The organism is Chlorogloeopsis sp. ULAP01, from assembly GCF_030381805.1.
Classification (GTDB): Bacteria; Cyanobacteriota; Cyanobacteriia; order Cyanobacteriales; family Nostocaceae; genus Chlorogloeopsis.
Genome location: NZ_JAUDRH010000008.1, coordinates 35,878 through 59,550 on the forward strand (window position 1 = coordinate 35,878; position 23,673 = coordinate 59,550).

The following is a 23,673-nucleotide window of genomic DNA, read 5'->3' on the forward strand; positions in this document are numbered from 1 at the left end:
GCTGTAGAGAAGTTGGATGAACTAGAGAAGGAATTTTATTAATTATCTAGGAAATGGCGTGAGATTAAGGTTATGGGGTTTAGAGCGCTGGCTGAAGTTATTTTTTTTAGTAGTCATTACCTGTGGATTAGTCTATGGATGTAATAATAAATTTTCTCAGCTTGCTGTAAGTTCTTCTTCATTTATTACTTCTGAATGTAAAACCATTAAATATGCAATGGGAGAAAGCTGTGTTCCCCTGAATCCACAGCGAGTTGTTGTATTAGATGATGTTGTTCTAGCCAATGCGATCGCGCTTGGTGTTGAACCAGTGGGAGCGGTTTTTGATTACACAGCCTCTGGAATTGAAATTCCCGTATTTTTGCAAGGAAAAATTGATATTGATAAATTCCCGTCGAAATTGCAATCTATTGGTACTCAAGAGCAACCGAGCATCGAAAAAATTATGTTAGCTAAACCTGACTTGATTTTGGGTTTTGACTACTCATCTAACTACGATACCCTATCACAGATTGCCCCAACAATATTAATTCCATTTGATCAGGCGGGAAGTTGGGAAAAACACTTACTATTAATAGCTGAAGTATTAAATAAAGCTCAAGTAGCAAAAAAATTATTGGCAGATTATAACCAGCGAATTCAAAAATTTAAGACAGCGATGGGAAGTAAGTTAGAAAACTTCCAAGTTTCCCTTGCTTATCTTTGGGGAGAAGGCTCCTCGTTGATTACTTCTGATCTGAAAAATTCTTTTTCTGGCTCAATTTTAGAGGATTTTGGGTTGAGTCGTCCACCAAAACAAGATATTGCGCCAGAACACGAATATCAAATTGGAATTAGTGAAGAGATGATTAATTGGATAGATGGAGATGTACTTTTTCTATTTTCTAATGGTGATGATAACGCAAATAGAATCTTGAAAAAACTTCAACAAAGTCCTTTATGGAAACAATTAAAGGTGGTGCAGCAAAACCATACATATATTGTCGATCATAATACCTGGAGGTCTCGCAATATTCTGGCTGCTAATAGAGTTATTGATGATTTATTTAAGTCTTTAATCCAACAATAAACAAAATTATGAAAAACAGTAAGACTGTAATTTATCCACAGCAATGTCCAATACCAATTCCTGATAATTATCCAGCTAAATTAGTAAATAATGTGAATGATTTACATCAAGCTGTATTTACTGGTTTATTTCAAAATCATTTTTTAGCAATTATTAATCGTCTACATAGCTTAACTAAGGTATCTCAAAAAACACTTTGGGGGAATGCGGTTAATACTGCTTATGGAATATTCGAGGAATTAGATGGATACGCAAATCAATAAGCAATCCAGGTAGATTATACAGTTTTATTTGAGCGTTCCGATAGTTCGATTATTTTTGGTAAACCCAATTCTATCTACAACTTAATATATCGGGAAAAATTGCACGAACCAGACTTATCAGATGAAATAATCATCCGTAAAACATACTGTTTACTGACTTTGATACCTCCAGTACATATCAAGTGTAGTAACTGCCCTCTATTTAAACCAGATGAACGCATTGCTCATATGAGATATGAGAAAGAGGTTAGCTGAGGATTAGAAAAAATAAACTCAAAATTTCAATTCAAAATGTTTGGCTCAAATTACAAAATCAAACATATTATTTACTATTTGGTGGCTGCGATCGCAATTTCCCTTATCTCTGCTTGTCGTCAATCTTTCCCAAATTCAGCCCTCATCGCTAATTGTCGTATGATTCAACATGCAGTGGATAAAACTTGCGTTCCACACCATCCCCAACGGATTATTGTCCTTGATACCAATCCCCTAGATGGAGTTTTGGCGTTGGGTATAAAGCCAATAGCAGCTCCTGATTTTAGCGAACTTTCCCTACCAGAAGAGATGACTCAGGGAATTATTAGTATTGGTAATAATAGCCAACCCAATCTCGAAGAAATTGCTCGTTTGAATCCCGATTTAATTATTGGGCTGGAATATAGTAGTGGTATTTATAAACAATTAACCCAAATTGCACCGACAATTCTGGCTCCAGGTAACGAAAAAGAATGGAAAGAAGATTTACGATTATATGCTCTGGCTTTAAATAAAACTCAGGAAGCAGAAGCAATTTTGCAAGCATATAACGCAAGGATAAAAGAATTTCGGCAGCGAATGCACCATTGTCTCAAAACGAAAACAGTTTCTCTTGTCTCCACAATTCGTTATGGTGCGGGAAAGCCAGCCCATATTTACCTAAGTAATTCATTTATGGGTGCAATAATTGCAGAAGCAGGATTAAAGCGCCCTCCTGCACAGACAACATTAGCACCAACAATAACTAATGATAACTGGGGGATCAATATTTCGATTGAACGACTCGATTTGATTGATGGAGATGTAATTTTTGCAGTTAATACTAAACCTGAAACTAAGCAATTAGATTCAACTCTTTCACAACTTCAGCAACACCCATTATGGTCAAAATTAGATGCTGTCAAAAATAATCGAGTTTATACAGTCAACTATATGGTTTGGGTGGCTCAACGCAATGTTGGTGGAGCAAATCGCATTCTCGACGATTTGTTTAAGTATTTAGTTAACGAATAAATTCAAAATACATAATAATTACACCTTGAGATTTATACGGTTTCTGTTTTCTTTTCTACTCTATATATCAAAAACTAATTGTGATTTCACCCCAGAATCAGCGCTTACACAACTATACAATTATCTGGATTGGTCAAGTTGCATCCCTAATTGGTTCACAGATTAGTCACTTTGCTTTGCTGATTTGGATTTGGCAACATACAGGAGAAGCAACTGCTATTTCTTTGCTTGCCTTTTTTCGAGAAGTACCCGTTTTAGGCGCCTCTATTTTTGCTGGTGTATTAGTCGATCGCGCAAATCGCAAATATTTAATGATGCTGGGAGATGCGATCGCAGGTTGTTCGACAATTTTAATTCTAACTCTACTACTAACTAATCATTTAGCGATTTGGCATCTTTTTTTAATAGGAGCAATTAGTGGATTATTTAGTGATATTCAAGGATTGGCTTTTTTTGCTTCAACAGCATTAATGGTTCAAAAACAAGATTATGTGCGAGTTGGAGCAATGGGTTCGATTAAAGATTTTGGTTCTGGTGTTTTTGCTCCTGCTTTAGCTGGAGTACTATATCCCATGATTGGTTTATCGGGTATTTTAATCTTCGATTTAATCACATTTATGATTGCGATCGCTTCACTAATAATTGTTCCTGTTCCCCAACCGATACCCGAACAAAAAGAAAGCACAGAAAGCATAACAGCAATAATTTCTTTACACAAAATTTGGCAAGAATTGACTTTTGGATTCCGCTATTTGCTCCAACATCCCAGTCTATTAATATTGCAAGTTTTCACATTCAGTTATATTTTCTTTGACAATGCAGCATTACTAGAACCTGTAGTTTTAGCTCGAACGAATAGCGACACAAAAGTTCTAGGTTATGTTTCTTCGGCATTAACACTAGGTGGATTAATTGGTGCAATTGGATTGGGTGTTTGGGGAGGGCCAAAACGACGAATTAGAGGTTTGTTATGGGGGAGAGCAATTATCTTTAGTTTGGAAATGTTGTTGGGATTGCTTCGTACTCCTTGGATGTGGATGGTGGCTTTTTTCGCTGCGGGACTGTTCAAACCTACTGCTAACAGTTGCGAAGATGCAATTTGGATGTCAAAAGTACCACTGTCTTTCCAAGGAAGAGTATTTGCAGCTAGTTCCTTTATTACTGGAATCATTTCACCTCTGGGACTTTTGATTGCTGGGCCTTTATCAGATTTTGTCTTTGAACCTGCCATGCAATCACCTAATTTTTTCACTCCCGTATTGAGTAATATCTTTGGTTCCGAACCTGGCAGTGGAATGGCATTACAATTTGCTCTATTTTCCTTCATTGTCGTGTTGATTTGCTTGGTTAGTTACGCTATCCCTCTCCTGCGAAATATCGAAGATATTTTGCCAGACCATGATGTTGAAAACGTGAAATTACTTCATGGAGACTAATTAATTCAAAGTTAATCTTTTACTCACCATCAAAATTATTTCAACTAACGCAAATAAAAAAGGAAATTATGCAGTACAAACTCCAATACTTGTGCTTGATTATGAGTGCATTTTCAGTCATTTTTACAACTTCTGTAAACGCTGAGATTACCCAAAATAACTCTGCATCAAAAATATTGAATAAGAGTGAATTTATCCAATTTGCAAAAACCATTGAAGAATGGCTTGTTCAATCATCAAATCCTTCTCAATCTCCCATTATCATTACAGGAATTCGTATTCAAGAATCCCAAAATGGAATTGATATAATTCTCGACACTCAAAAAGGAGAAAAACTCCAAACAGTCAGCCGCAATGAAGGAAATAATGTAATTATCGATATTAAAAATGCTCAATTGCGTTTAGAAAAAAGTAATACATTTCGACAAGAAAAACCCCTGACTGGAATTACTGCTGTAGAAGTGAAAAATAGCGATGCAAATAGTATTACATTAACTGTAGCTGGTGAGACAACCTTACCCAAAGTGGAATTATTTGATGATGATGAAGGTTTAATTTTTGAGGTAACATCTGCAACAACTGCAACCCAACCACAACCAGAAAGTGAACCTCAACCCAGCGAAAGCCCCCAAGCAGAAAATGTAGAAGAGCAAGAACCAATTGAATTAGTTGTCACCGGCGAGCAAGACAGTTATCTTGTACCTGAAACATCAAGCGCAACGAGAACAGATACACCTTTACGGGATATTCCTCAATCTATTCAAATAGTACCAAAAGAGGTAATTCAAGAACAAAGAATTACTCGTATTTCTGATGCAGTGCGTAACGTTTCTAGTGTATCACCTCGGACAGAATTTAGCGGTTCTTATGATGTCTTTACTATCCGAGGTTTTACTGACTACAATCTTTTACGCAATGGTACAAAAACCCAAAACTTCTTCATTGATGGTAGTAATATTGAACAAGTAGAAGTTCTCAAGGGGCCAGCTTCAGTTTTATACGGACAATTTGAACCAGGTGGTATTGTTAATCTTGTCACGAAAAAACCCTTGATTAATCCCTATTATGCAGCAGAGTTTACAGCAGGTAGTTATGATTATTTCCGTCCAGCAATTGATATTTCCGGGCCACTTACACCAGATAAAAGCTTGTTATATCGTTTGAACGTTGCCTATGAAAGTGCAGGAAGTTTTCGCGATTTTATTGATAGTGAAGTATTTTCTATAACCCCGGCTCTTACATTTAATTTTGGTGATGCGACGACGGTAGGGGTGGAATATGAATATGTGAATACCGACAGAGCATTTGACCGTGGTTTACGACCACAAGATTTTCTCTTCGATTTACCCATTAGTCGAAATTTGGGTGATAAAAATGATAGATTCAAATATGAAGGACATCGCTTAAATCTGTTACTAGACCACAACTTTAATCAGAATCTCCAATTAAAAAGTAATTTCACCTATCAATTACTATCCCCAGATGCAGAATATGTTAATCCTAGTGATGACTTTGAAGCAGATGGTCGTTCTTTACTACGAGATTATGTTATTAGTCCCGCTCGTCCCAGCAAAGACTTAACATTGCAAACCGATTTAATTAGTAAATTTAAAACAGGTTCTATCGAGCATCAGTTAGTTTTAGGTCTAGATTTGAGCAGAAATACGTTTAACTATGCTCAATCGCAAACAACTAATTTTCCATCTTTGGATATTTTTAATCCTGTTTATGGTTTTCCACGTCCGGATTTTTTTGAAAGTGTAGAAGAATATGAATCGCAAACAGATACTATCGGGGTTTATTTGCAAGACCAAATCGCATTAATACCAAATTTTAAATTACTATTAGGTGGTAGATATGATTTTGTCAACTTCAAAAGTACCTTTATTCCTGATATTGTCAATGACAGCCCATCAGAAACATCCAAGTTCTATGACGAGGCTTTTTCTCCAAGAGTTGGCATAGTTTACCAGCTAATCAAACCGATTTCTTTGTATGCCAGTTATAGTACTTCTTTTGTACCTAATAATAATAATGCTACCGCCGACGGCGAACCCTTAGAGCCGACACGGGGTACACAATATGAAATCGGTGTCAAAGCAGAATTATTTGACGGTAAGCTTTCTACAACTTTGGCTGCTTACGATATTACCAAAACTAACGTAGCCACCGTAGACCCCAACGACGATAATTTTTCAATTGCAGTTGGAGAAGTGAAAAGCCGAGGAATTGAACTGGATATAGTTGGAGAAATTACACCAGGTTGGAAAATAATTGCTTCTGGCTATCTCAACGATGCATTTGTTAGTGAAGATAATAGCATTCCCACAGGTACAAGATTAGAAAATGCAGCCTATAATGGTGCAAGTTTGTGGACGACTTACGAATTTCAAAAAGGAAGTTTACAAGGTTTAGCATTGAGTGCAGGATTATTTTATGTCGGCGATCGCATTGCCAACCAAAGCGATCCTTTCACCATTCCTTCCTATGTGAGAACTGATGCGGCAATTGCCTATCGACGCGATAATTGGCAAGCAGCAATCAACTTCAAAAACATCTTTAATACCAGATACTATGACACCAATGGCTATCTAATTTTTCCTCAAGCACCGTTTACAGTTCTGGGAACACTATCAGTTAGTTTTTGATACTTTTCAACAGAACCAGGCAAAATCATTAGTTTATCCGTAAGGATTTAGGTAGCATCTAGTTAGCAGAGATAGCAATTGCCTCATTTTCTTTATGTGCTAGATTCGCAGCTAGCTGTGCAAGACATAATTACCTTTCGCTCTTGCACAGCTAGCAACGAACGGATAGTAATGATTATTGATAAACGATTATGAGTTCTGGCATCTACGCGATCGCGCATATTGGTAATTTAAAACTTTATGTTGGTGAATGTAACAAACTTAGCCAAAAATGGCCGCCTATACTTTCCCAACTCCATCACGGCACATATCCGCATTCGTTACTGCAACAGACATGGAACATACAAGGAGATCAGCGTTACTTCACTTTCCATACCAAGGAAGAAATTCTTGGTGATCCGGAAATTGTAGGTGTTGAAGAACTTTTAGCAGAAGTTGCCTCGTAAAGTAACCTAAGATTCCAGCCACCAACCCCTTCTGTGCTTTGTCTAGAAGGGGTTTTTCATTTTCTCTCAATAAATTAATGAGATTATATTTCAATTATTTAGTTTTTAGTGTAAGCTCTTTTCTAGAGTTGTTGAATATTATTCTCAACTATTTGAGGCAGGTGTATAATGACAATCTCTACAAGTCCTCTGTCGGTAGAACAAGACCTTGCCGACTCGCCTTGGTGGGCTGGCAATGCCAGGCTTACTAACTTATCGGGTAAATTACTAGGCGCTCACGTTGCTCATGCTGGCTTGATCGTTTTTTGGGCAGGAGCTATGACTTTATTTGAGCTAGCCCATTTTAATCCAGCCGCACCCATGTACGAGCAAGGCTTAATCTTACTACCTCACCTAGCTGCTGAAGGTTGGGGTGTAGGTGCTTCTGGTGCAGTTGTCGATACTTATCCTTATTTCGTCATCGGAGCTTTGCATCTGATTTCCTCAGCCTTTCTAGGCTTTGGAGGCATTTTTCACTCCCTACGCGCTCCAGAAACCCTAGAAGGCAGATTTCCTTTCTTTGGCTACGACTGGAAAGATACGGGCAAAATGACCACAATTCTTGGTATTCACCTATTTTTACTGGGTTGTGGTGCATTCTTGCTAGTCGCCAAAGCAATGTACTTCGGTGGTTTATACGATCCAAATGTTGAAGATGTGCGGATAATTACAAATCCGACACTAAACCCAGCTGTCATCTTTGGCTATTTATTTGGCGGGATTGGTAAATTCTGGATTGCTGGCGTTGACAACCTTGAAGATGTGGTTGGTGGTCACATTTGGGTGGGGGCAATGTTGATTTTCGGTGGATTTTTCCACATTTTGACTAAGCCTTTTGCTTGGACGCATCCACTATTTGTTTGGTCAGGAGAAGCTTACCTCTCCTATAGTCTGGGTGCTTTGGCACTAATGGGCTTTATCGCCACTCTTTTCGTCTCAGTCAACACCACTGTTTATCCCGAAGTTTTTTATGGCCCGGCGCTGGTGGTGAGACAGAATATCGTGCCGTACTTTTCATCACCCGATCCTGACCTTGTAACTTCCCGAACTTGGTTAGCTAATGCCCACTTTTGGTTAGCTTTCTTCTTTCTCCAAGGTCATATTTGGCACGCCTTACGGGCGCGTGGGTTCGATTTTCGCAAAGGTAGGGTGAGTCAAGAGGCAGTAATTCCCCAACCTATTAGCTGAAATACTTTTAATGCTAATGATTTGCAAACTCCTTCAAGTACAACCCCAAAAAAACTGCAAACTATTCTCAAGGAGTACCAAAAATGACAGCAGTAATCACAGATAGCCCATACAAGCAACAAATACCTGATGTTGGTTGGTGGGCTGGTAACTTTCGTCTCACCAATCTATCTGGCAAATTGTTGGGCGCTCATGTTGCCCATGCTGGATTGATTTTGTTATGGGCTGGGGGAATGACGCTGTTTGAGCTATCGCGCTTCAATCCCAATCTGCCGATGTATGAGCAAGGATTAATCTTACTGCCTCATCTAGCAACTCTCGGTTTTGGTGTCGGTGCTGGTGGGCAAGTTATTAGCACCTATCCCTACTTTGTGATCAGCGTTTTGCATCTGATACCCTCGGTTATTCTAGCAGCGGGTGGTATTTACCACTCCCTATTGGGGCCAGAGGTGCTAGAAGATAATCCTACCTTGGCTGGCTTTTTTGGCTATGACTGGAAAGACAAAGACAAGATGACAACAATCTTGGGCATTCACCTGACAATTTTAGGTTTGGGTGCTTGGCTTCTGGTTGCTAAGGCGATGTTTTGGGGTGGGGTGTTTGATCCTTGGTTAGCTGGCGGTGGAGATGTTAGGGTAATCAATCATCCAACGCTCAACCCATTCCGCATCTTTGGCTACCTATTTGGCGTTTGGGGAGCAGATGGAATGGCAGCCGTAGATAACCTGGAAGATGTTGTCGGCGGTCATATCTGGGTTGGTTTAATGTTAATTGGCGGTGGCATTTTCCACATTTTGACTAAACCATTTGCCTGGGCGCGCCGAGTTTTGATTTACTCAGGGGAAGCATATCTGTCTTACAGCATTGGTGCTGTTGCATACATGGGCTTCTTGGCAGCATACTTTGCGTTAAAAAATAACACCGTCTATCCGGAAGTTTTCTATGGCCCAGTTAACGCGATCGCAACTTCTGATGGTGTAGTTTCCGTTCGTGGTTGGTTAGTCACTTTCCATTTTGTTTTAGCGCTGATATTCCTGTTAGGTCATATTTGGCACGCACTGCGCGCCCGTGCTATTGAAGCCGGATTTGATTTTAAAAATGGCGACATGGTTCAGTCACCGCAAGTAAATCGCCCAATGGGTAATCAGGCAAGTGCAGTCAATTCAGAAGATTTGACGCTGAAGTTTCTGAAATATTTGCCAATTTATCGCCCTGGTATATCTCCTCTGGCACGGGGATTGGAAATTGGCATGGCTCATGGTTACTGGTTGGTTGGGCCTTTTGCTACATTAGCCTCATTACGCAATTCTGATGTGGGTAACTTGGTTGGTTTAATTGCCACAGGCAGTTTAATTGTCATCGTCACCATTGGTTTTTCGATTTACGGCACTACTAGCTTTGAAAGACAGTTAGAAAATCTACCACCAGCAACGGTGGCAACAGTTCCCAGCGTGCCACAAGCTATTAATTCTACGGAAGGATGGAGTCAATTTACTGAGGGCTTTTTGATTGGTGGCATTGGTGGAGCAATCTTTGCTTATTTGCTATTGACTAGTCTTGCTGTGTTTGGTGCGATCGCCTGAGTGCGCTTCGCTACGAACTTGATTTAGTTATGTGAAGGCGTAGAATCCTACGTCTTTACAAAGATGAATTAAACATTCAATTGGAGCAAAATATGTCACAGATTGGTCTATTTTTTGGAACTACTACAGGTAAAACAGAATCTGTAGCAGAGATAATTCAGAAAGAATTTGGTGGTGAAAATGTAGTGACATTGCATAACATCATAGATGTAGACGATAGTGATTTTGAAGACTATCAATATCTAATTATTGGATGTCCTACCTGGAATATTGGCGAACTACAAAGCGACTGGGAAGGTTATTTTCCAGAGCTAGATAACATTGATTTTAATGGTAAAAAAGTAGCTTATTTTGGGACAGGTGACCAAGTTGGCTATGCCGACAACTTTCAAGATGCAATGGGTATTTTGGAAGAGAAAATTACCGAACTTGGTGGCACTACAGTTGGATATTGGTCTAAAGATGGCTATGATTTCAACGAATCCAAAGCATTGAAGAATGGTAAATTTGTCGGTTTAGCTCTTGATGAAGATAATCAATCTGACTTAACTGACGAGCGTATTAAAGCCTGGGTGGCTCAACTGAAAAAAGAATTTGGTTTGTAGTTAATAGTTAATGGTTAATAGTTAATTGTCAATCGTTAATTGATGAGTTATTAAATAATCATCGTTAGCTGTTAGCCGTTAGTATTAATGATTCGTAGGGTGCGTTAAAGCAACGCGTAATGCACCGCGTAATTGTGGTGCGTTACGGCTAATTCTCATCCTCTTAAAATCTCAAATTCTTGCATAGCCGTAACACAAGGGTAATTAAACGAGAACTCAGAGCGGCGGCTACTTAACAGAAGCCGCTTTGCGTCTACCGCCGAAGTGCGTTAGCTCCTCGCTCCGCGAGGCTCTGAAGTTCGGTGGGCAGAACATCTGACCGTTTTTTTACCTCCCCTACTTAACTACTCAAGAATTACTTTATCAATAACCTTTTAGCAGCTTTCACAAAATCGCAACTCTAATTACTTGCAGGAAAAATATAATGTCTCAACATCCAGACGTAATTTGGTTAAATACAAGCTCTAGTCTATTGTGCTTTGCTCAACCACTATTATGTGAATTATCACATCATGTATCTATTGCCCGGTGGGAATATACTCAAACTCAAGATGAAGCAAGTTCCTTAGATGTTGCGATCCAACTGTTACATGATTATCTGCAATCTAGCAATCAACCTGTGCATCTGATTGGACATAGTACGGGAGGATTATTAGGGCTACTATATACTCGTCAATATCCAGAAAAAGTTAAATCTTTAACTCTATTAGCTGTGGGTGCTGATGCAGCTACTGACTGGCAAGCTCATTACTATAGCCATTGCCCCTACTTGAGTCGGCAAAAGATTCTCAATACAATGGTGTATAACCTATTTGGCTATCAGAATGAACAAACCATTCAGCGTCTAGAGAGGCTGTTGGAGCAAGACTTAGATTGCTCGCTCTCACCTCATTCTTTATTTAAACGCTTAAGTGTGCCTCCCTCTCCAGTTCCTGTACCCTTAATGGTTTGTGGTAGCCGAGACGATATCATTGTAGAACCCGACGCCCTGCAAGGATGGCAACCGTTTTTGATGGAGGGCGATCGCCTTTGGGAATGTCAAAAAGGACGTCATTTTTTCCACTTCTTCCATCCAAAGCTTGTCGCAGAACAAATTCTCGACTTTTGGCAATCTCTACATAGCTCCGATTCAGTTTGTAGGAGCCTGAAAGTTTAAGCATCTCCCTGTTAAGAGTTCCCCCAACCCTATTTTCAAGCTAATTTATTGGTTGCTAAACGACTGTCTGTTACTATCCAAAAATAAACACCACAATCTCAAGATTATTACTTATGGTGTGGAATCCAGGACAGTCGTTGTTTGGCGATCGCTATTTTATCGAAAGAAAGCTTGGCGAAGGGGGAATTGGGATTACTTACCTCGCCAAAAACAAACGTGGTGAATTGCGAGTAATTAAAACCCTCAGAGAACAAATCCTAAATCATCCCGCCTGGATAACCAAGCAAGACAAATTACGCCAAGACTTCCGGGATGAAGCATTGCGACTGGCTTTGTGTCGCCATCCTCATATAGTGCAGGTAGAAAACGTCTTTGATGAGGTGAATTTGCCATGTATGGCGATGGAATACATTGAAGGTGAGGATTTAAGTGAGCAAATAACTACAGTAGGCGCTTTACCAGAAACAGACGCACTACTATACATTCGGCAAATTGGCAACGCATTGACTGTAGTTCACGAAAAAGGTTTGCTGCATCGGGATTTAAAGCCGAGCAATATCATGATACGCACGGGGAAACAAGAAGCAGTACTAATTGACTTTGGTATTGCCAGACAATTTATTCCCGGTGGAGTCCAACAACATACACAAAATCTTACCCCTGGTTATGCGCCCCCTGAGCAGTATGTCCCCGATGCCGAACGAGGAGAATATATTGATGTTTACGCCTTAGCTGCAACACTGTATTCTTTGCTGACTGGACAGTTACCCATGCCAGCACCCGCCAGACTGCAAAACTTTACCCTACAACCACCAAAAGATTTGAATTCCAGCGTTAGCGATAGGGTGAATAAGGCAATTATGAAAGGGATGGCGCTAAATTACAAATTTCGTCCTCAGTCAGTGCAGGAATGGTTGCATTTGTTGGGTGCAAGTCCCATACCACCAACACAACCAGTAACATCTCCTCCCTACACACCCCCATCTTGGGAATGCATTCACAATATTTTGGGGATTTCTGGAACAACAGCCCTTAGTCCCAAGGGAGGTATTATAGCAAGTGTTGCAGGTAGGATTATTCACTTGTTATCACTAAGTACAGGTCAACTTATCCGCACCCTAACGGTTGATTCCTACTCAGTTAAATCTGTAGCCTTTAGTAGTGATGGGCAAATTCTGGCTAGTGGTGGTGATGACAACAACATCAAACTGTGGGAAGTCGCAACAGGTAAAGACATTCGCACTCTCACAGGTCATTCCTCAGATGTTAACTCTGTTACATTTAGTAGCGATGGGCTAACTCTAGCCAGTGGTAGTGATGACAAAACTATTAAATTATGGGATATACATACAGGTAGAGAAATTCGCACCCTCACTGGTAATAACGACTTAATTGATTTCGTTCTATTCTTTAGTAATGATGGGCAAATTTTAGCTAGTCGTCTGCCATTTTATGGGAATATCGACCTATGGAAACTGACAACAGGTAAAAAAATTAGCACCATCTATGATGATACCGAATGGCGTTGTGCTTTTGCCTTCAGTAGTGATGGGCAAATTATAGCTAGTAGTGGTCATGACCATGCTATAAAACTGTGGGAAGTATCAACAGGTAGAGAAATTTTTACTCTAACTGGTCATTCCCAAAACGTTAATTCCATCGCCTTCAGTAATGATGGGCGAATGCTCGCTAGTGGTAGTTGGGACGGAACCATTAAATTGTGGGAACTGACAACTAACTGGCTGCAAAAGATAAAAGTTAGAGAAATTCGTACCCTCACTGGCAATTCCAGCCGCATTAATTCCATCGCCTTCAGTCATAATGGGCAAATGCTGGCTAGTGGTAGTGAAAACGAAACTATAAAGCTGTGGGAAATAGCAACAGGTAGAGAAATTCGTACTCTAACTGGTCATTCCCAACACGTTAACTCCATCACCTTTAGTAGTAATGGACGAACTTTAGTTAGTAATAGATGGGACAACACTATTAAACTGTGGGAAGTAGCAACAGGCAAAGAAATCCGCAGCTTTACTGGTCATTTCGGCTGTGTTCAATCCGTCGCCTTCAGTGGTGATGGGCAAATTCTTGCTACTGGTAGTTGGGACAAAACTATCAAACTGTGGGAAGTAGCAACAGGTAGAGAAATTCGCACCCTCACTAGTCATTCCTATTCTGTTTATTCCGTCGCCTTCAGTAGCGATGGGCAGATTCTGGCTATTGGTAGTGAAGAAACAGAAAACACTATAAAAGTGTGGGAAGTGGCAACAGGTAAAGAAATTCGCACTCTCAGCGCTCATTTTTTGGACTCAGGGAGTTCCCTTGCCTTCAATAGCGATGGACAAATTTTGGTTGTTGGTAGAGACGACGGCACTATCAAACTGTGGGATGTGCAAACAGGTAGAGAAATTCGCACCCTGACTGGTCATTCCTCAGTTGTTAATTCTGTCACATTTAGTAGCGATGGGCGAATTTTAGCTAGTGGTAGTTATAGTGATGACTACACTATCAAACTGTGGGAAGTTGCAACAGGTAGAGAACTTCGCACTCTTACTGGTCATTCCTCTTATATTAGCTCCGTCACCTTCAGTAGTGATGGACAAATTTTAGCTAGTGGTAGTTTCGACCAAACTATCAAACTATGGGAAGTGGCAACAGGTAGAGAAATTTACACCCTCAATCATTTCGACTGCGTCAGTTCTGTTGCCTTTAGTCCCGATGGAGGTTGGCTTGCTGCTGGAGATAATGGCGGAAATATCAAAATTTGGCGACGGGGATGATTTTGGAACTCGTCAATTAGTGCTGTGTTGAAAGAAGGGGACAGGGAACGGAACTAGAGGCTAGACAACAGAAAAAAATTTTTCATGTTTGGTTGTGGGATTTTCCCGTGATTAACTGTTTTGCAGCGTTGCTGAATCGCGGTATGAATCCGGGTGTAGAGACGCGATATATCGCATCTCTACGAGGTTTTGGCTTGCAATGTTAATACATAGACTTGTATTGTTAATGCATCGACCTGCAATGTTAATGCATCGACTTGTATTGTTAATGCATCGACCTGCAATGTTAATACATCGACTTGTATTGTTAATGCATCAGCCTGCAATATTAATGCATCGACCTGCAATGTTAATACATAGACTTGTATTGTTAATGCATCCGCTTGCAAAAATTAACTCAAATTTTCTCTAAACTTTGCCTGATCTGAGAACCTCATCTCAATCTTAAGGAGAGAAGTGTCTAATATAACTGGGTGAGGATTTGGGCTTTACGTCTTTACTAAATAGTGTTTCACAAAAATCCTGATACACATTTGACTTCTTGTAGGGACGTACAGATGGGCGTTTTACCGACGTATTTGTATTATCAAAAAATAGAAATGGTATAAGCTATTATACAAGTGAGAATTTTATTACTACTATATGGTAGGAATATGAAGGTCGAAAAACTATCCATTTCCTTACCACCATCATTAGTGGAGTTTATTGAAAATTACAAGCTAAGTAAAAGATGTAAATCTCGTTCGCAAGTCATCGAAGAAGCATTAGAATTGTTGCGAAATCGAGAACTAGAAGAAGCTTACCGTCAAGCATCTGCTGAGATTGACAGCGATTGGGATGTAACAGTTGCAGATGGATTGATAAATGAAACGTGGTGATATTTACTACGCAGATCTCAGCCCTGCGGTAGGTTCTGCAATGGATAAACGTTATCCAGTGCTAATAGTCAGTAATGATGCGAATAATCGTGCTGCTACTACGGTGACAATTTTACTACTGACTTCTAATGTTAACCGTGTTTATCCTTTCGAGGTCTTGCTCAATCTAGATGATAGCGGTTTACCCAAGCCTTCAAAAGTGCAAGCACAGCAGGTGAGAACAATTTCCAAACAACGAATTACTGGTGATGTTGTAGGTAGTTTCAGCGAAGAGTTGATGGTATTAGTTGATGCTGCATTGAAACTGCATTTGGGCTTGGGTTGAGTAAAAAATACACCGCGATCGCCTCCACTACAATCATGCGATCGCTCTTTAAATCAAAAACCTATCCTTTGGAAATGCGATCGCACCTTCAAGCATTATTTAAAAACCGCTTTACCCTAAAAAGGTATCTGGCTCTACAATCTCTCCTAACTCATCATTAGGTTGCATATGACTTTGAAAAACAGTCCAAAGGTGTTAACTTAACCACTGTAAATACGTAGTCAAATTTTATTCACTCACAGACTCAGGAGGTGAGATTTATCAAAGGAGTAGATTTGTGCAGTGAAAAAATTAGGTGAGTCGTTAGTAGCTCAGTATTGGTTTTGAAAAGACTTGGCCGTTGTAAAAACCAAACTGTTGAAGTCTAATGCTGCCTCACGACTCAACCCCTATTTGCGGTATTTTAGCATATGGGGGCGGGTGAAGAATATGCCTTTTTTTTAAGAAACACTAAAAAAGGCATCTGGCTCTACAGTTTCTCCCGACTCAATATCAAGTTGCAATTCTTTGGTAATAATTAGGACAGCAGACGCTCAGAAGTGATTCTTACTCTGGGTTTACTTCTGGGCACTAGTAGTACTAAAGGAATTTCACGACTATAAAGATTGTTGGTTCCACTGCACTGTAGTGGCAGCGAGCTTTGCGTCCCTATAAATACCTACGCTGAAGCCAATTCAAATCTGCTATCAGCGCAACTTTGTATGGGAGCGAAAGCGGAACCGAAAAAGTGCCGGGCGCTCTTGATTCACCGCACATATCTTTCGGGAGAAATCTCACGGCTGGATGCCTTGCATGGAGGATAAATGTCGTGAACATTTCAAGATTTAAGTCAAAAGTTGCTTTGTTTTGCTTTCAGGTAGCACAAGTTGCATCGCTTTTATCGCTGATAGCCATTGGAGATGGGCGGGCTTTGGCACAGATGCATTTCAAAACTGTAGGTAGCAAAATTTACGATCCAGAAGGTAAAGAATTTGTTATCAAAGGAGTAAACGTACAAGGGCCTAACTGGGTATGGCCTATTGACATAACGCGAGATGTTAATGCGATCGGAAGCTCATGTTGGAATTTCAACCTCGTGCGAGTCAACAGCTTGCTATTCTTGGGGGAAACGCCATGGCGTCAGTATACAAGCAATAATGACATCAATAAAATTGTACGGGAATTTACAAGCCGTGGGATTGTGGTTATGTTCGAGGCCCATGACAGGACTGGGAGATTCTACGAAGGGGAAGATCTGACGGCGCTAATCAACTGGCACAGAGATCTTGCCAACAGATACAAAGATAATCCCTATGTGTGGTTTAATGTGATGAACGAGCCGGGAGATAATACCTATGACGCTGAGGATCGCAGCAAATGGCTCGGTGTAAACCAGGCAGTCATCAAAGCAATTCGCGATGACGCGGGAGCAAAAAATGTGATTGTCGTCGATGGAATCGCGTGGGGGCAGGAAGGCAATACCTGGAATGCATCCTTCGTACCAACCGAAAACAGTGCGATTCTCTCTGACGCAGCAAACATCCTTAATTTTGATGGCAAGGGCTATAAGAACATAGTCTTTAGCATCCATATATGGGACTTGTGGAATTTTGGAGACGCTAAACTGGCAAATTATGTAGACCGGGTGCTGTCTCAAAACGTACCATTAATCATCGGAGAGTTCGGTGTTACAAATAATGGAATTGATGTGACTTCTGCAATGAATTCCATGTACAACGTTGCTGTGCCACGAAAAATAGGGCGTATCGTATGGCACTGGTACAACGGCGGTCCAAACAATGGACTTTCAAATCGTCTTACAAATACACCGAACGGAAATACAGGGGCAGCAATTGACAGTTGTACGAATCCGTCCAATCTCTCCAACCTTGGAAGGCGTGTTTGGGAAGATACCCGTACGCGGGAGTAGACTTAGGAAGCAAAAAGGGAGCAACCCAGCCTCTGTCTGCTCCTCAACCCTGCATAAAATGCAACTCTTTACAAGTTTACTAGAGTAAATTAATGAAAATACACAGCGATCGCCTCCACTACAATCATGCGATCGCTCTTTAATCACAAACCCATCACAGAACGATAATGGGGTTGAATTTGGGCAACGGTTGGAGACAGGCGCTGAGTATGCCATTGACTGTGGTTAAATAATTCTTGCCGCAAATTATCAACATCAATTGTTGTGACTTTCCCATCAACAACAATTGGTTTGCCATTTACCCATGCGCTATCAACTACATTACTAGGACGCCCTAAAACTAGTAAACCAATTGGATCTGTACGCGGTAGCAATGATAAGTTGGTGAGGTCATACATTACCAAATCAGCTTTTTTACCAACGCTGAGGCAACCAAGTTGATCAGCCATATTCAATCCTTTGGCACCGCCTAAAGACGCCATTTCTACCGCCTGTCGGGGTGTAATCCAGTGCTGATAATCTAAGTCAGTGATGTTGTGTAAGATAGAACCAATTTTGATTGCTTCTAGTAAATCTTGAGAGTCGTTGCTAGAGGCACCGTCACAGCCAAAAGTCACGTTTACTCCAGCCTGACGATATTTTAAAATTGGGGCAATGCCACTGCCCAAACGCAGGTTGCTTAAGGGGTTGTGAACGACAGTAGATTGAGTTTCACTAAGGATGGAAATGTCGCGATCGCTCAAGTGAACGCAATGGGCTAGGGTGGTGCGATAGTCTAAAAAACCGATACGTTTGAGATGGGTAACAGCAGTGCAACCGTATTTTTCTTGGGCGAGCTTTTCTTGGGCTTTAGTTTCCAACAAGTGGGAATGACGGCAAAGATTATACTTTTCGCTTAACTCAATACATCCCGTAAATAAAGCATCAGAACAGAGTTGAATCCCCGTAGGAGCCACTAAAATACTAATACCCTCCTCTGGACGATGAAATTGCTTTACCGCCTCTTCAATCACTGCCAGCGTGGCTTGAGTCGGGCGAAAATAAGGCTCATGGTTTTGTTGAGTTTCCCCCGAAGGAATGCCAGCAGTTAAAGATTCGTCTTGAATTAGGGGTGCAACAAAAGCACGAACACCAACTTCTTGGTAAGCACGAACTGCTGTAGCGATGGTTTCCAACTCTTTGCCGGGAATCAACACTAGATGATCTACGACGCTTGTGCCGCCAGAAAGTAGAGTTTCTACTGCCGTTCCCAAAGCACTTAGGTAAACTTTCTCTAGATCTAGAGGTGCAAAATCGTAAAGTTCTGCCAGCCATAATTCTAGGGGCAACATTGACATTATCCCCCGTTGCCACATTTCCGATGAGTGGGTATGGGCGTTGAAAAATCCCGGCAGTAGTAGTTTATTTTCACCGTTAATTTGGCTGCCTACAATATCAAGATTCGGTGCAATGGCAGTAATAGTGCCGTTTACAACCTGTACATCAACAGTGGCGTAACTATCCTCAACAGGAATTAAAACATTCTTAATTGTAAAGCTCACAATTTTAACCTTAATTAAGTAATGACACGTTACAGAAGAAATTCACGCTAAAAAGTAAAGCATGGTGTTGAGTGTTGCAATGTATGAATTTACCTCTTCGGCAATTAGGAGTTCCACCAAATGCTTGGGCAGTCAATCAGGCGATCGCAGATATTACTCGTCCTCCCTTAAACCCACAACCCGTTATCTTATCAACAGAAACCAAATCCCTGCGCCTTGATTTAGCAAAAGCTGCCATTCTCGTCATCGATATGCAAAACGATTTTTGCCACCCTGATGGCTGGTTAGCGCATATTGGTGTAGATGTTACCCCGGCACGTCAACCGATAAAACCTTTACAAAACTTACTACCAGAACTGCGGGTAGTTGGTGTTCCCGTAATTTGGTTAAATTGGGGTAATCGCCCTGACTTACTCAATATTAATGCAGGGTTACGTCACGTCTACAACCCCACAGGCGAAGGCGTCGGATTGGGCGATCCGCTACCTAGTAATGGTGCTCAGGTACTAATGGCTGGTAGTTGGGCAGCAGCAGTAATAGACGAGCTAAAACAACTACCAGAGGATATTCGCGTCGATAAATACCGCATGAGCGGTTTTTGGGATACTCCCTTAGACAGTATCCTGAGGAACATAGGCAGAACAACACTATTTTTTGCTGGTGTCAATGCCGATCAATGTGTCATGGCTACTTTACAAGATGCTAACTTTTTAGGATACGACTGCATACTAGTCCAAGATTGTACTGCCACAACTTCTCCTGAGTATTGTTGGTTAGCAACTTTATATAACGTCAAGCAGTGTTTTGGATTTGTTACACATTCAGAAGCTATTTTAAAGGCAATTAATGGTTAGTAGGGGAGGCAGCGCGTTGCCGGGGTTCCCCCGGTTGTAGCGACTGCCGTGCGGGTTTAGAAGATAAGTTATCAGTTTGAACGGCAAGATTATCAGCAAAACCCACCCGTACAGTAGTTAGTGGTTAATGACTAATAACTAATAACTAATGATCAATGACTAATGACAAATAACCAATGACTAAAAACATATGATAAATTCTTGTGTTATTCCTGTTGTCAAATCTCCCAAAGATTACCAAGCGTATCGCATCAGTCCCCATGATACAAATCGCTTGGCGATAGTGTTCGATCCAGCAATTGCTAATACTTCTTTGACGTGTTGTGTAGAAATTTTTGATATTGGTGGCAAAACACCTCCAAACCGTCATCAATTAGCGGTAGAAATGTTTTTTGTTCTCAAAGGAGAAGGCAGAGCAAGCTGTGATGGCAAAAGTATGCCGATAAAAGCCGGAGATAGCTTATTAGTCCCTGCCACAGGTACTCATGTAATTGAAAATACTGGTTCGGGACGTTTGTATACTTTAACTATTATGGTTCCCAATGAAGATTTTGCTGAGTTAATTCGTAGTGGCACACCTGTAGAATTAGATGCAGAAGATATGGCGGTGCTTGGTAGGTTAGATGCCTTGATGCCATGTTGAAGATGTTGACAACTACAGATAAATCACAGATTAGGTAAGATGAAATAATTTTCGACCACAGATGAACACAGATAAACACAGATATATTTGTAATTTGCTCGATATATCTGTGTATATATATGGTTTAATTTATCGCATAAACCTCTTAATTTCTACTTTAGGATTGCCGAAGTTCATGAGCAAACATACTCTAAGCTGAGAGGCTTTTAGGTAGCTCAAACACTGAGCAAAATTATCATCATCTAAAGCTCTAACCGCTTTAAGTCCCACCAGTACGCATTCTTCTACCAGCAAGTCAACAAAATATTCTCCCACCACAATGCCATCATATAGTATTTGTATTTTGTATTGTTGTTTTACCTAGAACCGTGCCTTTCGTAATTCATGAGCCAAAGCATTTTCATACACCTTTTCCAAAAATCCAGCACCCAAAACATTACTTACGGTATACGCACAGCCAATAATCTTCCGCGTAATTAATTCTATCTAATTCATCTGTGTCCATCTGTGTCCATCTGTGGTCGAATTATTAATCTTTCCATCATACCCATGCTCAAAATCCTTCCCAAACAAACCACGTCCATGTACACTCGCGACGGAGTACGCTTGGATGCAGATATTTACCGCCCCGAAGCCGATGAAAAATTTCCCGTATTGTTGATGCGACAACCCTATGGCAGGGCGATCGCTTCTAGTGTTGTCTACGCTCATCCAACTTGGTACGCATCTCACGGTTATATTGTCGTGATTCAAGATGTACGCGGGCGCGGTACTTCTGGAGGCGAATTCAAACTATTTGCCCACGAAATTGCTGATGGTGAAGATACAGTCAATTGGGCTGCCAATTTACCTGGCAGTAATGGCACAGTCGGGATGTATGGCTTTTCTTATCAAGGCATGACTCAACTATATGCCGCCGCTGCCAAACCATCAGCCCTAAAAACAATTTGTCCGGCGATGATTGGCTACGATTTATATGCTGATTGGGCTTATGAAGGTGGAGCATTCTGTTTGCAAAATAATCTTGCTTGGGCAATTCAATTAGCTACAGAAACCGCCCGGTTGAACAGAGATGAAAAAACTTATCAAGCTTTATATGCCGCTTCTCAAAATTTGCCTTTGTACGATCCCATTCCTACGCAACCAGAAGTCCTGAAAAACTTTGCTCCTGATTCGTTTTATCACGAATGGTTAAATCATTCCCAACCTAATGAATATTGGGAAAAACTTTCACCCAAAACATCCTTGAAAAATGTAGATTTACCAATGTTCCATATTGGTGGATGGTTTGATAATTATTTACGCGGCACTCTGAATTTATATCAAGATATGACAGCGCGGAGTCAATATCGCCAACAACTTTTAATCGGGCCTTGGTGTCACTTGCCTTGGGGGCGTAAAGTTGGTGAAGCTGATTTTGGAGCTAATGCCATCAGTCCTGTAGATAGGATGCAGATATGCTGGTTTGACCAATTTCTCAAAGGAATAAACACAGGTTTGTCAGAACAAATGCCTGTTTGGTTATTTGAAATGGGAAGTAACAACTGGCAGGGTTTTCCCACCTTTCCTGAATTTGACCACAAATCCTATTTTTTGTCAAGCTATGGACTTGTGAGTGTTCGGGAAGATGAAGGCGTTTTGACCACCACTTGTCCAGAACATAGTGTTGATGATGTGTTAGTTCACGATCCTTGGCGACCAGTTCCTTCCCTGGGCGGTCATGCAGCAATACCTGCGGGTGTATTTGAGCGATCGCATATTGATAGCCGTACAGATGTCTTAACTTACACTAGCGAACCTCTAGAATCTGACTTGCATTTAGCAGGTGATGTAGTAGTAGCAATTTTGTGTGGGGCTGATAAACCAAGCTTTGATTTATGTGCTGTCATCTCGCAAGTATATCCCGACGGTAGAGTTTACAATTTGACGCAAGGTTATCTGCGTTGTCGAGGTGGCATGAATCAGGTGACTAGAAAAATTCAATTGCAGGCGACTTGTGCGCGAATTCCTCAAGGTAATGCCTTACGCCTAAGTCTGAGCGCTGCCTGTTTTCCAGCCTATGCCATGAATCATGGTAATCATTCAGCATTTGGTATCGATGCACAAACAATTACATTAAAGGTGAGTTCTGGGGGTGCTTCCCTTTCCCAAGTATTGTTACCAGTAGTGGCGCGAACTGGCTAAAGTAAAGTGTTGCAAATTAAATAGAAGGTTGTTTGTCAGTAACCACATCTGCTCAAGTGTGAGCTCCTTTGATTTCAAGCATTGGAGAATCGACATCTAAAAGCCAATTTTCATCAATAAATTCCAGATTTTCATCATAAACAAGAATCAACTCGCCTACCTTTTGAGCATTATCACTTAGTGCCTGTGTGGCATCAACAGCAGCAGTTAGGAGGATAAACTTTAGTTTTAGAAAGCGTTCTTTGTTAGTAACACCGATAGAACTACCGATTAATTCAGCTTTTAGACTACGAGGGAAAGTAATTGTTTCATAATATTCATCCTGCTCATCCCAGTAACCGCAAACTTTATAATCACATTTTTCAAGATGTTCTTTAACAAGGATGTTAGCATTTATATTTTCTAATATTTCAGTTAAATCTTGCCAAACTTGGTGATTTTTTAATTCGAGTCTTGTCATACTTATTCGGGATTAATGTTCTGTTACAAAACCGGGGAAGTGTAAAACTCCATCAATAAATTTTGCATGAAACCGTCGATCGCCGCCTTTACCTAATACCTTGGATTTCAAATCGTAGCCTTCTTCTTGAGAAGGAACCAGCCCAATATTACCGCGTATGGGTACTTGACCTTTCTCAATAGCTTTTAAATGTTTGCCTTTTTGATCGTATTTTAATCCCAACCTTATTTGCTCGCTAGCAAATGAAATTTGCAGACCATTGGTTGAAAAATATACAATGTCTGGTTTAACATCTGCCCAATTATTGGGTAAGGCTTCCATTTAACTTACTACTGATATAATCAAAACAATATTTATTTGAATTCAGTAAAAGTTATCCCAGTGGATGAGAGTAACAAAA

Annotated in this window: 22 protein-coding genes and 1 pseudogene; 18 read left to right on the top strand and 5 right to left on the bottom strand. The window is 40.6% G+C overall.

Translation table 11 applies throughout. The features are described 5' to 3' along the window. Positions 1–58 precede the first annotated feature (58 nt). The 11 genes from QUB80_RS16965 to QUB80_RS17015 all read left to right on the top strand — a co-directional run bounded on the left by QUB80_RS16965 (position 59) and on the right by QUB80_RS17015 (position 14,479). Entirely contained in the window at positions 59–1,069 is a 1,011-nt protein-coding gene (locus tag QUB80_RS16965) for an ABC transporter substrate-binding protein (RefSeq protein WP_289790700.1), read from the top strand. Positions 1,070–1,077: 8 nt separating this feature from the next. Then, positions 1,078–1,332 (top strand): ferric iron reductase, encoded by a 255-nt coding sequence (locus QUB80_RS16970; protein WP_289790701.1) that lies wholly within the window; start codon positions 1,078–1,080, stop codon positions 1,330–1,332. A gap of 291 nt (positions 1,333–1,623) precedes the next feature. Next, positions 1,624–2,601 carry an iron-siderophore ABC transporter substrate-binding protein gene (locus QUB80_RS16975; protein WP_289790702.1) on the top strand — a complete coding sequence of 326 codons (978 nt, stop codon included), beginning with the start codon at positions 1,624–1,626 and terminating at the stop codon, positions 2,599–2,601. 80 nt (positions 2,602–2,681) lie between these two features. Further along, positions 2,682–4,037, top strand: coding sequence for an MFS transporter (locus QUB80_RS16980; RefSeq protein WP_289790703.1), 1,356 nt, complete (start codon positions 2,682–2,684; stop codon positions 4,035–4,037). A 101-nt stretch (positions 4,038–4,138) separates the two neighbouring features. Further along, positions 4,139–6,685: a TonB-dependent siderophore receptor gene (locus QUB80_RS16985; protein WP_289790704.1), complete on the top strand. Its 2,547-nt coding sequence runs from the start codon at positions 4,139–4,141 to the stop codon at positions 6,683–6,685. A 191-nt stretch (positions 6,686–6,876) separates the two neighbouring features. Then, the gene (locus QUB80_RS16990; RefSeq protein ID WP_289790705.1) at positions 6,877–7,131 is read left to right on the top strand and encodes a GIY-YIG nuclease family protein; all 255 of its coding nucleotides are present in this window, start codon (positions 6,877–6,879) and stop codon (positions 7,129–7,131) included. Positions 7,132–7,299: 168 nt separating this feature from the next. Then, the gene (locus QUB80_RS16995) at positions 7,300–8,358 is read left to right on the top strand and encodes a chlorophyll a/b binding light-harvesting protein (protein ID WP_289790706.1); all 1,059 of its coding nucleotides are present in this window, start codon (positions 7,300–7,302) and stop codon (positions 8,356–8,358) included. Between the two features lie 83 nt (positions 8,359–8,441). Then, positions 8,442–9,941: a chlorophyll a/b binding light-harvesting protein gene (locus tag QUB80_RS17000; protein WP_289790707.1), complete on the top strand. Its 1,500-nt coding sequence runs from the start codon at positions 8,442–8,444 to the stop codon at positions 9,939–9,941. A 92-nt stretch (positions 9,942–10,033) separates the two neighbouring features. Next, positions 10,034–10,546 carry a flavodoxin FldA gene (fldA, locus tag QUB80_RS17005; RefSeq protein WP_289790708.1) on the top strand — a complete coding sequence of 171 codons (513 nt, stop codon included), beginning with the start codon at positions 10,034–10,036 and terminating at the stop codon, positions 10,544–10,546. Positions 10,547–10,970: 424 nt separating this feature from the next. Then, positions 10,971–11,702, top strand: a complete 732-nt coding sequence (locus QUB80_RS17010; RefSeq protein ID WP_289790709.1) for an alpha/beta fold hydrolase — start codon at positions 10,971–10,973, stop codon at positions 11,700–11,702. Positions 11,703–11,815: 113 nt separating this feature from the next. Continuing rightward, positions 11,816–14,479: a WD40 domain-containing protein gene (locus QUB80_RS17015; RefSeq protein WP_289790710.1), complete on the top strand. Its 2,664-nt coding sequence runs from the start codon at positions 11,816–11,818 to the stop codon at positions 14,477–14,479. Between the two features lie 179 nt (positions 14,480–14,658). On the opposite strand, the gene QUB80_RS17020 is transcribed toward QUB80_RS17015, so the two are convergent. Further along, positions 14,659–14,868, bottom strand: coding sequence for a hypothetical protein (locus QUB80_RS17020; protein WP_289790711.1), 210 nt, complete (start codon positions 14,866–14,868; stop codon positions 14,659–14,661). Positions 14,869–15,132: 264 nt separating this feature from the next. Between QUB80_RS17020 and QUB80_RS17025 the strand changes: the two genes are divergently transcribed. From QUB80_RS17025 to QUB80_RS17040, 4 genes are all read left to right on the top strand, one after another. Continuing rightward, entirely contained in the window at positions 15,133–15,357 is a 225-nt protein-coding gene (locus QUB80_RS17025) for a ribbon-helix-helix domain-containing protein (protein ID WP_289790712.1), read from the top strand. Beyond that, positions 15,344–15,682 (top strand): type II toxin-antitoxin system PemK/MazF family toxin, encoded by a 339-nt coding sequence (locus tag QUB80_RS17030; protein WP_289790713.1) that lies wholly within the window; start codon positions 15,344–15,346, stop codon positions 15,680–15,682. The genes QUB80_RS17025 and QUB80_RS17030 overlap by 14 nt, the downstream gene beginning before the upstream one ends. Then, entirely contained in the window at positions 15,679–15,843 is a 165-nt protein-coding gene (locus QUB80_RS17035) for a hypothetical protein (protein WP_289790714.1), read from the top strand. The genes QUB80_RS17030 and QUB80_RS17035 overlap by 4 nt, the downstream gene beginning before the upstream one ends. A gap of 647 nt (positions 15,844–16,490) precedes the next feature. Further along, a complete protein-coding gene (locus tag QUB80_RS17040; protein WP_289790715.1) occupies positions 16,491–17,591 on the top strand; it encodes a glycoside hydrolase family 5 protein in 1,101 nt (366 codons plus the stop codon). Positions 17,592–17,734: 143 nt separating this feature from the next. Here the strand turns inward: QUB80_RS17040 and QUB80_RS17045 are convergent, their stop codons facing one another. Next, positions 17,735–19,132, bottom strand: coding sequence for an amidohydrolase (locus tag QUB80_RS17045; RefSeq protein WP_289790716.1), 1,398 nt, complete (start codon positions 19,130–19,132; stop codon positions 17,735–17,737). 83 nt (positions 19,133–19,215) lie between these two features. On the opposite strand from QUB80_RS17045, the gene QUB80_RS17050 reads away from it, so the two are divergent. After that, positions 19,216–19,986, top strand: coding sequence for a cysteine hydrolase family protein (locus tag QUB80_RS17050; protein ID WP_289790717.1), 771 nt, complete (start codon positions 19,216–19,218; stop codon positions 19,984–19,986). A gap of 190 nt (positions 19,987–20,176) precedes the next feature. Further along, positions 20,177–20,629, top strand: coding sequence for a cupin domain-containing protein (locus QUB80_RS17055; RefSeq protein WP_289790718.1), 453 nt, complete (start codon positions 20,177–20,179; stop codon positions 20,627–20,629). Positions 20,630–20,758: 129 nt separating this feature from the next. On the opposite strand, the pseudogene QUB80_RS17060 reads toward QUB80_RS17055, so the two are convergent. Then, positions 20,759–21,061, bottom strand: a pseudogene (locus QUB80_RS17060) (GxxExxY protein). 150 nt (positions 21,062–21,211) lie between these two features. Here QUB80_RS17060 and QUB80_RS17065 point away from each other — a divergent pair. Continuing rightward, the gene (locus tag QUB80_RS17065) at positions 21,212–22,813 is read left to right on the top strand and encodes a CocE/NonD family hydrolase (protein WP_289790719.1); all 1,602 of its coding nucleotides are present in this window, start codon (positions 21,212–21,214) and stop codon (positions 22,811–22,813) included. Between the two features lie 52 nt (positions 22,814–22,865). On the opposite strand, the gene QUB80_RS17070 is transcribed toward QUB80_RS17065, so the two are convergent. Together QUB80_RS17070 and QUB80_RS17075 are read right to left on the bottom strand one after the other, a co-directional pair. Then, a complete protein-coding gene (locus QUB80_RS17070; RefSeq protein ID WP_289790720.1) occupies positions 22,866–23,273 on the bottom strand; it encodes a hypothetical protein in 408 nt (135 codons plus the stop codon). Between the two features lie 12 nt (positions 23,274–23,285). Next, positions 23,286–23,594 carry a hypothetical protein gene (locus tag QUB80_RS17075; RefSeq protein WP_276748996.1) on the bottom strand — a complete coding sequence of 103 codons (309 nt, stop codon included), beginning with the start codon at positions 23,592–23,594 and terminating at the stop codon, positions 23,286–23,288. Between the last annotated feature and the right edge of the window lie 79 nt (positions 23,595–23,673).

What these genes read in the sequence shown, in the direction of transcription:
- QUB80_RS16970 (WP_289790701.1), top strand. Translation starts at nt 1,078, where the DNA reads ATGAAAAACAGTAAGACTGTAATTTATCCACAGCAATGTCCAATACCA.
- QUB80_RS16975 (WP_289790702.1), top strand. Translation starts at nt 1,624, where the DNA reads ATGTTTGGCTCAAATTACAAAATCAAACATATTATTTACTATTTGGTG.
- QUB80_RS16985 (WP_289790704.1), top strand. Translation starts at nt 4,139, where the DNA reads ATGAGTGCATTTTCAGTCATTTTTACAACTTCTGTAAACGCTGAGATT.
- QUB80_RS16990 (WP_289790705.1), top strand. Translation starts at nt 6,877, where the DNA reads ATGAGTTCTGGCATCTACGCGATCGCGCATATTGGTAATTTAAAACTT.
- QUB80_RS16995 (WP_289790706.1), top strand. Translation starts at nt 7,300, where the DNA reads ATGACAATCTCTACAAGTCCTCTGTCGGTAGAACAAGACCTTGCCGAC.
- QUB80_RS17000 (WP_289790707.1), top strand. Translation starts at nt 8,442, where the DNA reads ATGACAGCAGTAATCACAGATAGCCCATACAAGCAACAAATACCTGAT.
- fldA (WP_289790708.1), top strand. Translation starts at nt 10,034, where the DNA reads ATGTCACAGATTGGTCTATTTTTTGGAACTACTACAGGTAAAACAGAA.
- QUB80_RS17010 (WP_289790709.1), top strand. Translation starts at nt 10,971, where the DNA reads ATGTCTCAACATCCAGACGTAATTTGGTTAAATACAAGCTCTAGTCTA.
- QUB80_RS17015 (WP_289790710.1), top strand. Translation starts at nt 11,816, where the DNA reads ATGGTGTGGAATCCAGGACAGTCGTTGTTTGGCGATCGCTATTTTATC.
- QUB80_RS17025 (WP_289790712.1), top strand. Translation starts at nt 15,133, where the DNA reads ATGAAGGTCGAAAAACTATCCATTTCCTTACCACCATCATTAGTGGAG.
- QUB80_RS17030 (WP_289790713.1), top strand. Translation starts at nt 15,344, where the DNA reads ATGAAACGTGGTGATATTTACTACGCAGATCTCAGCCCTGCGGTAGGT.
- QUB80_RS17050 (WP_289790717.1), top strand. Translation starts at nt 19,216, where the DNA reads ATGAATTTACCTCTTCGGCAATTAGGAGTTCCACCAAATGCTTGGGCA.
- QUB80_RS17055 (WP_289790718.1), top strand. Translation starts at nt 20,177, where the DNA reads ATGATAAATTCTTGTGTTATTCCTGTTGTCAAATCTCCCAAAGATTAC.
- QUB80_RS17065 (WP_289790719.1), top strand. Translation starts at nt 21,212, where the DNA reads ATGTACACTCGCGACGGAGTACGCTTGGATGCAGATATTTACCGCCCC.
- QUB80_RS17070 (WP_289790720.1), bottom strand. Translation starts at nt 23,273, where the DNA reads ATGACAAGACTCGAATTAAAAAATCACCAAGTTTGGCAAGATTTAACT.
- QUB80_RS17075 (WP_276748996.1), bottom strand. Translation starts at nt 23,594, where the DNA reads ATGGAAGCCTTACCCAATAATTGGGCAGATGTTAAACCAGACATTGTA.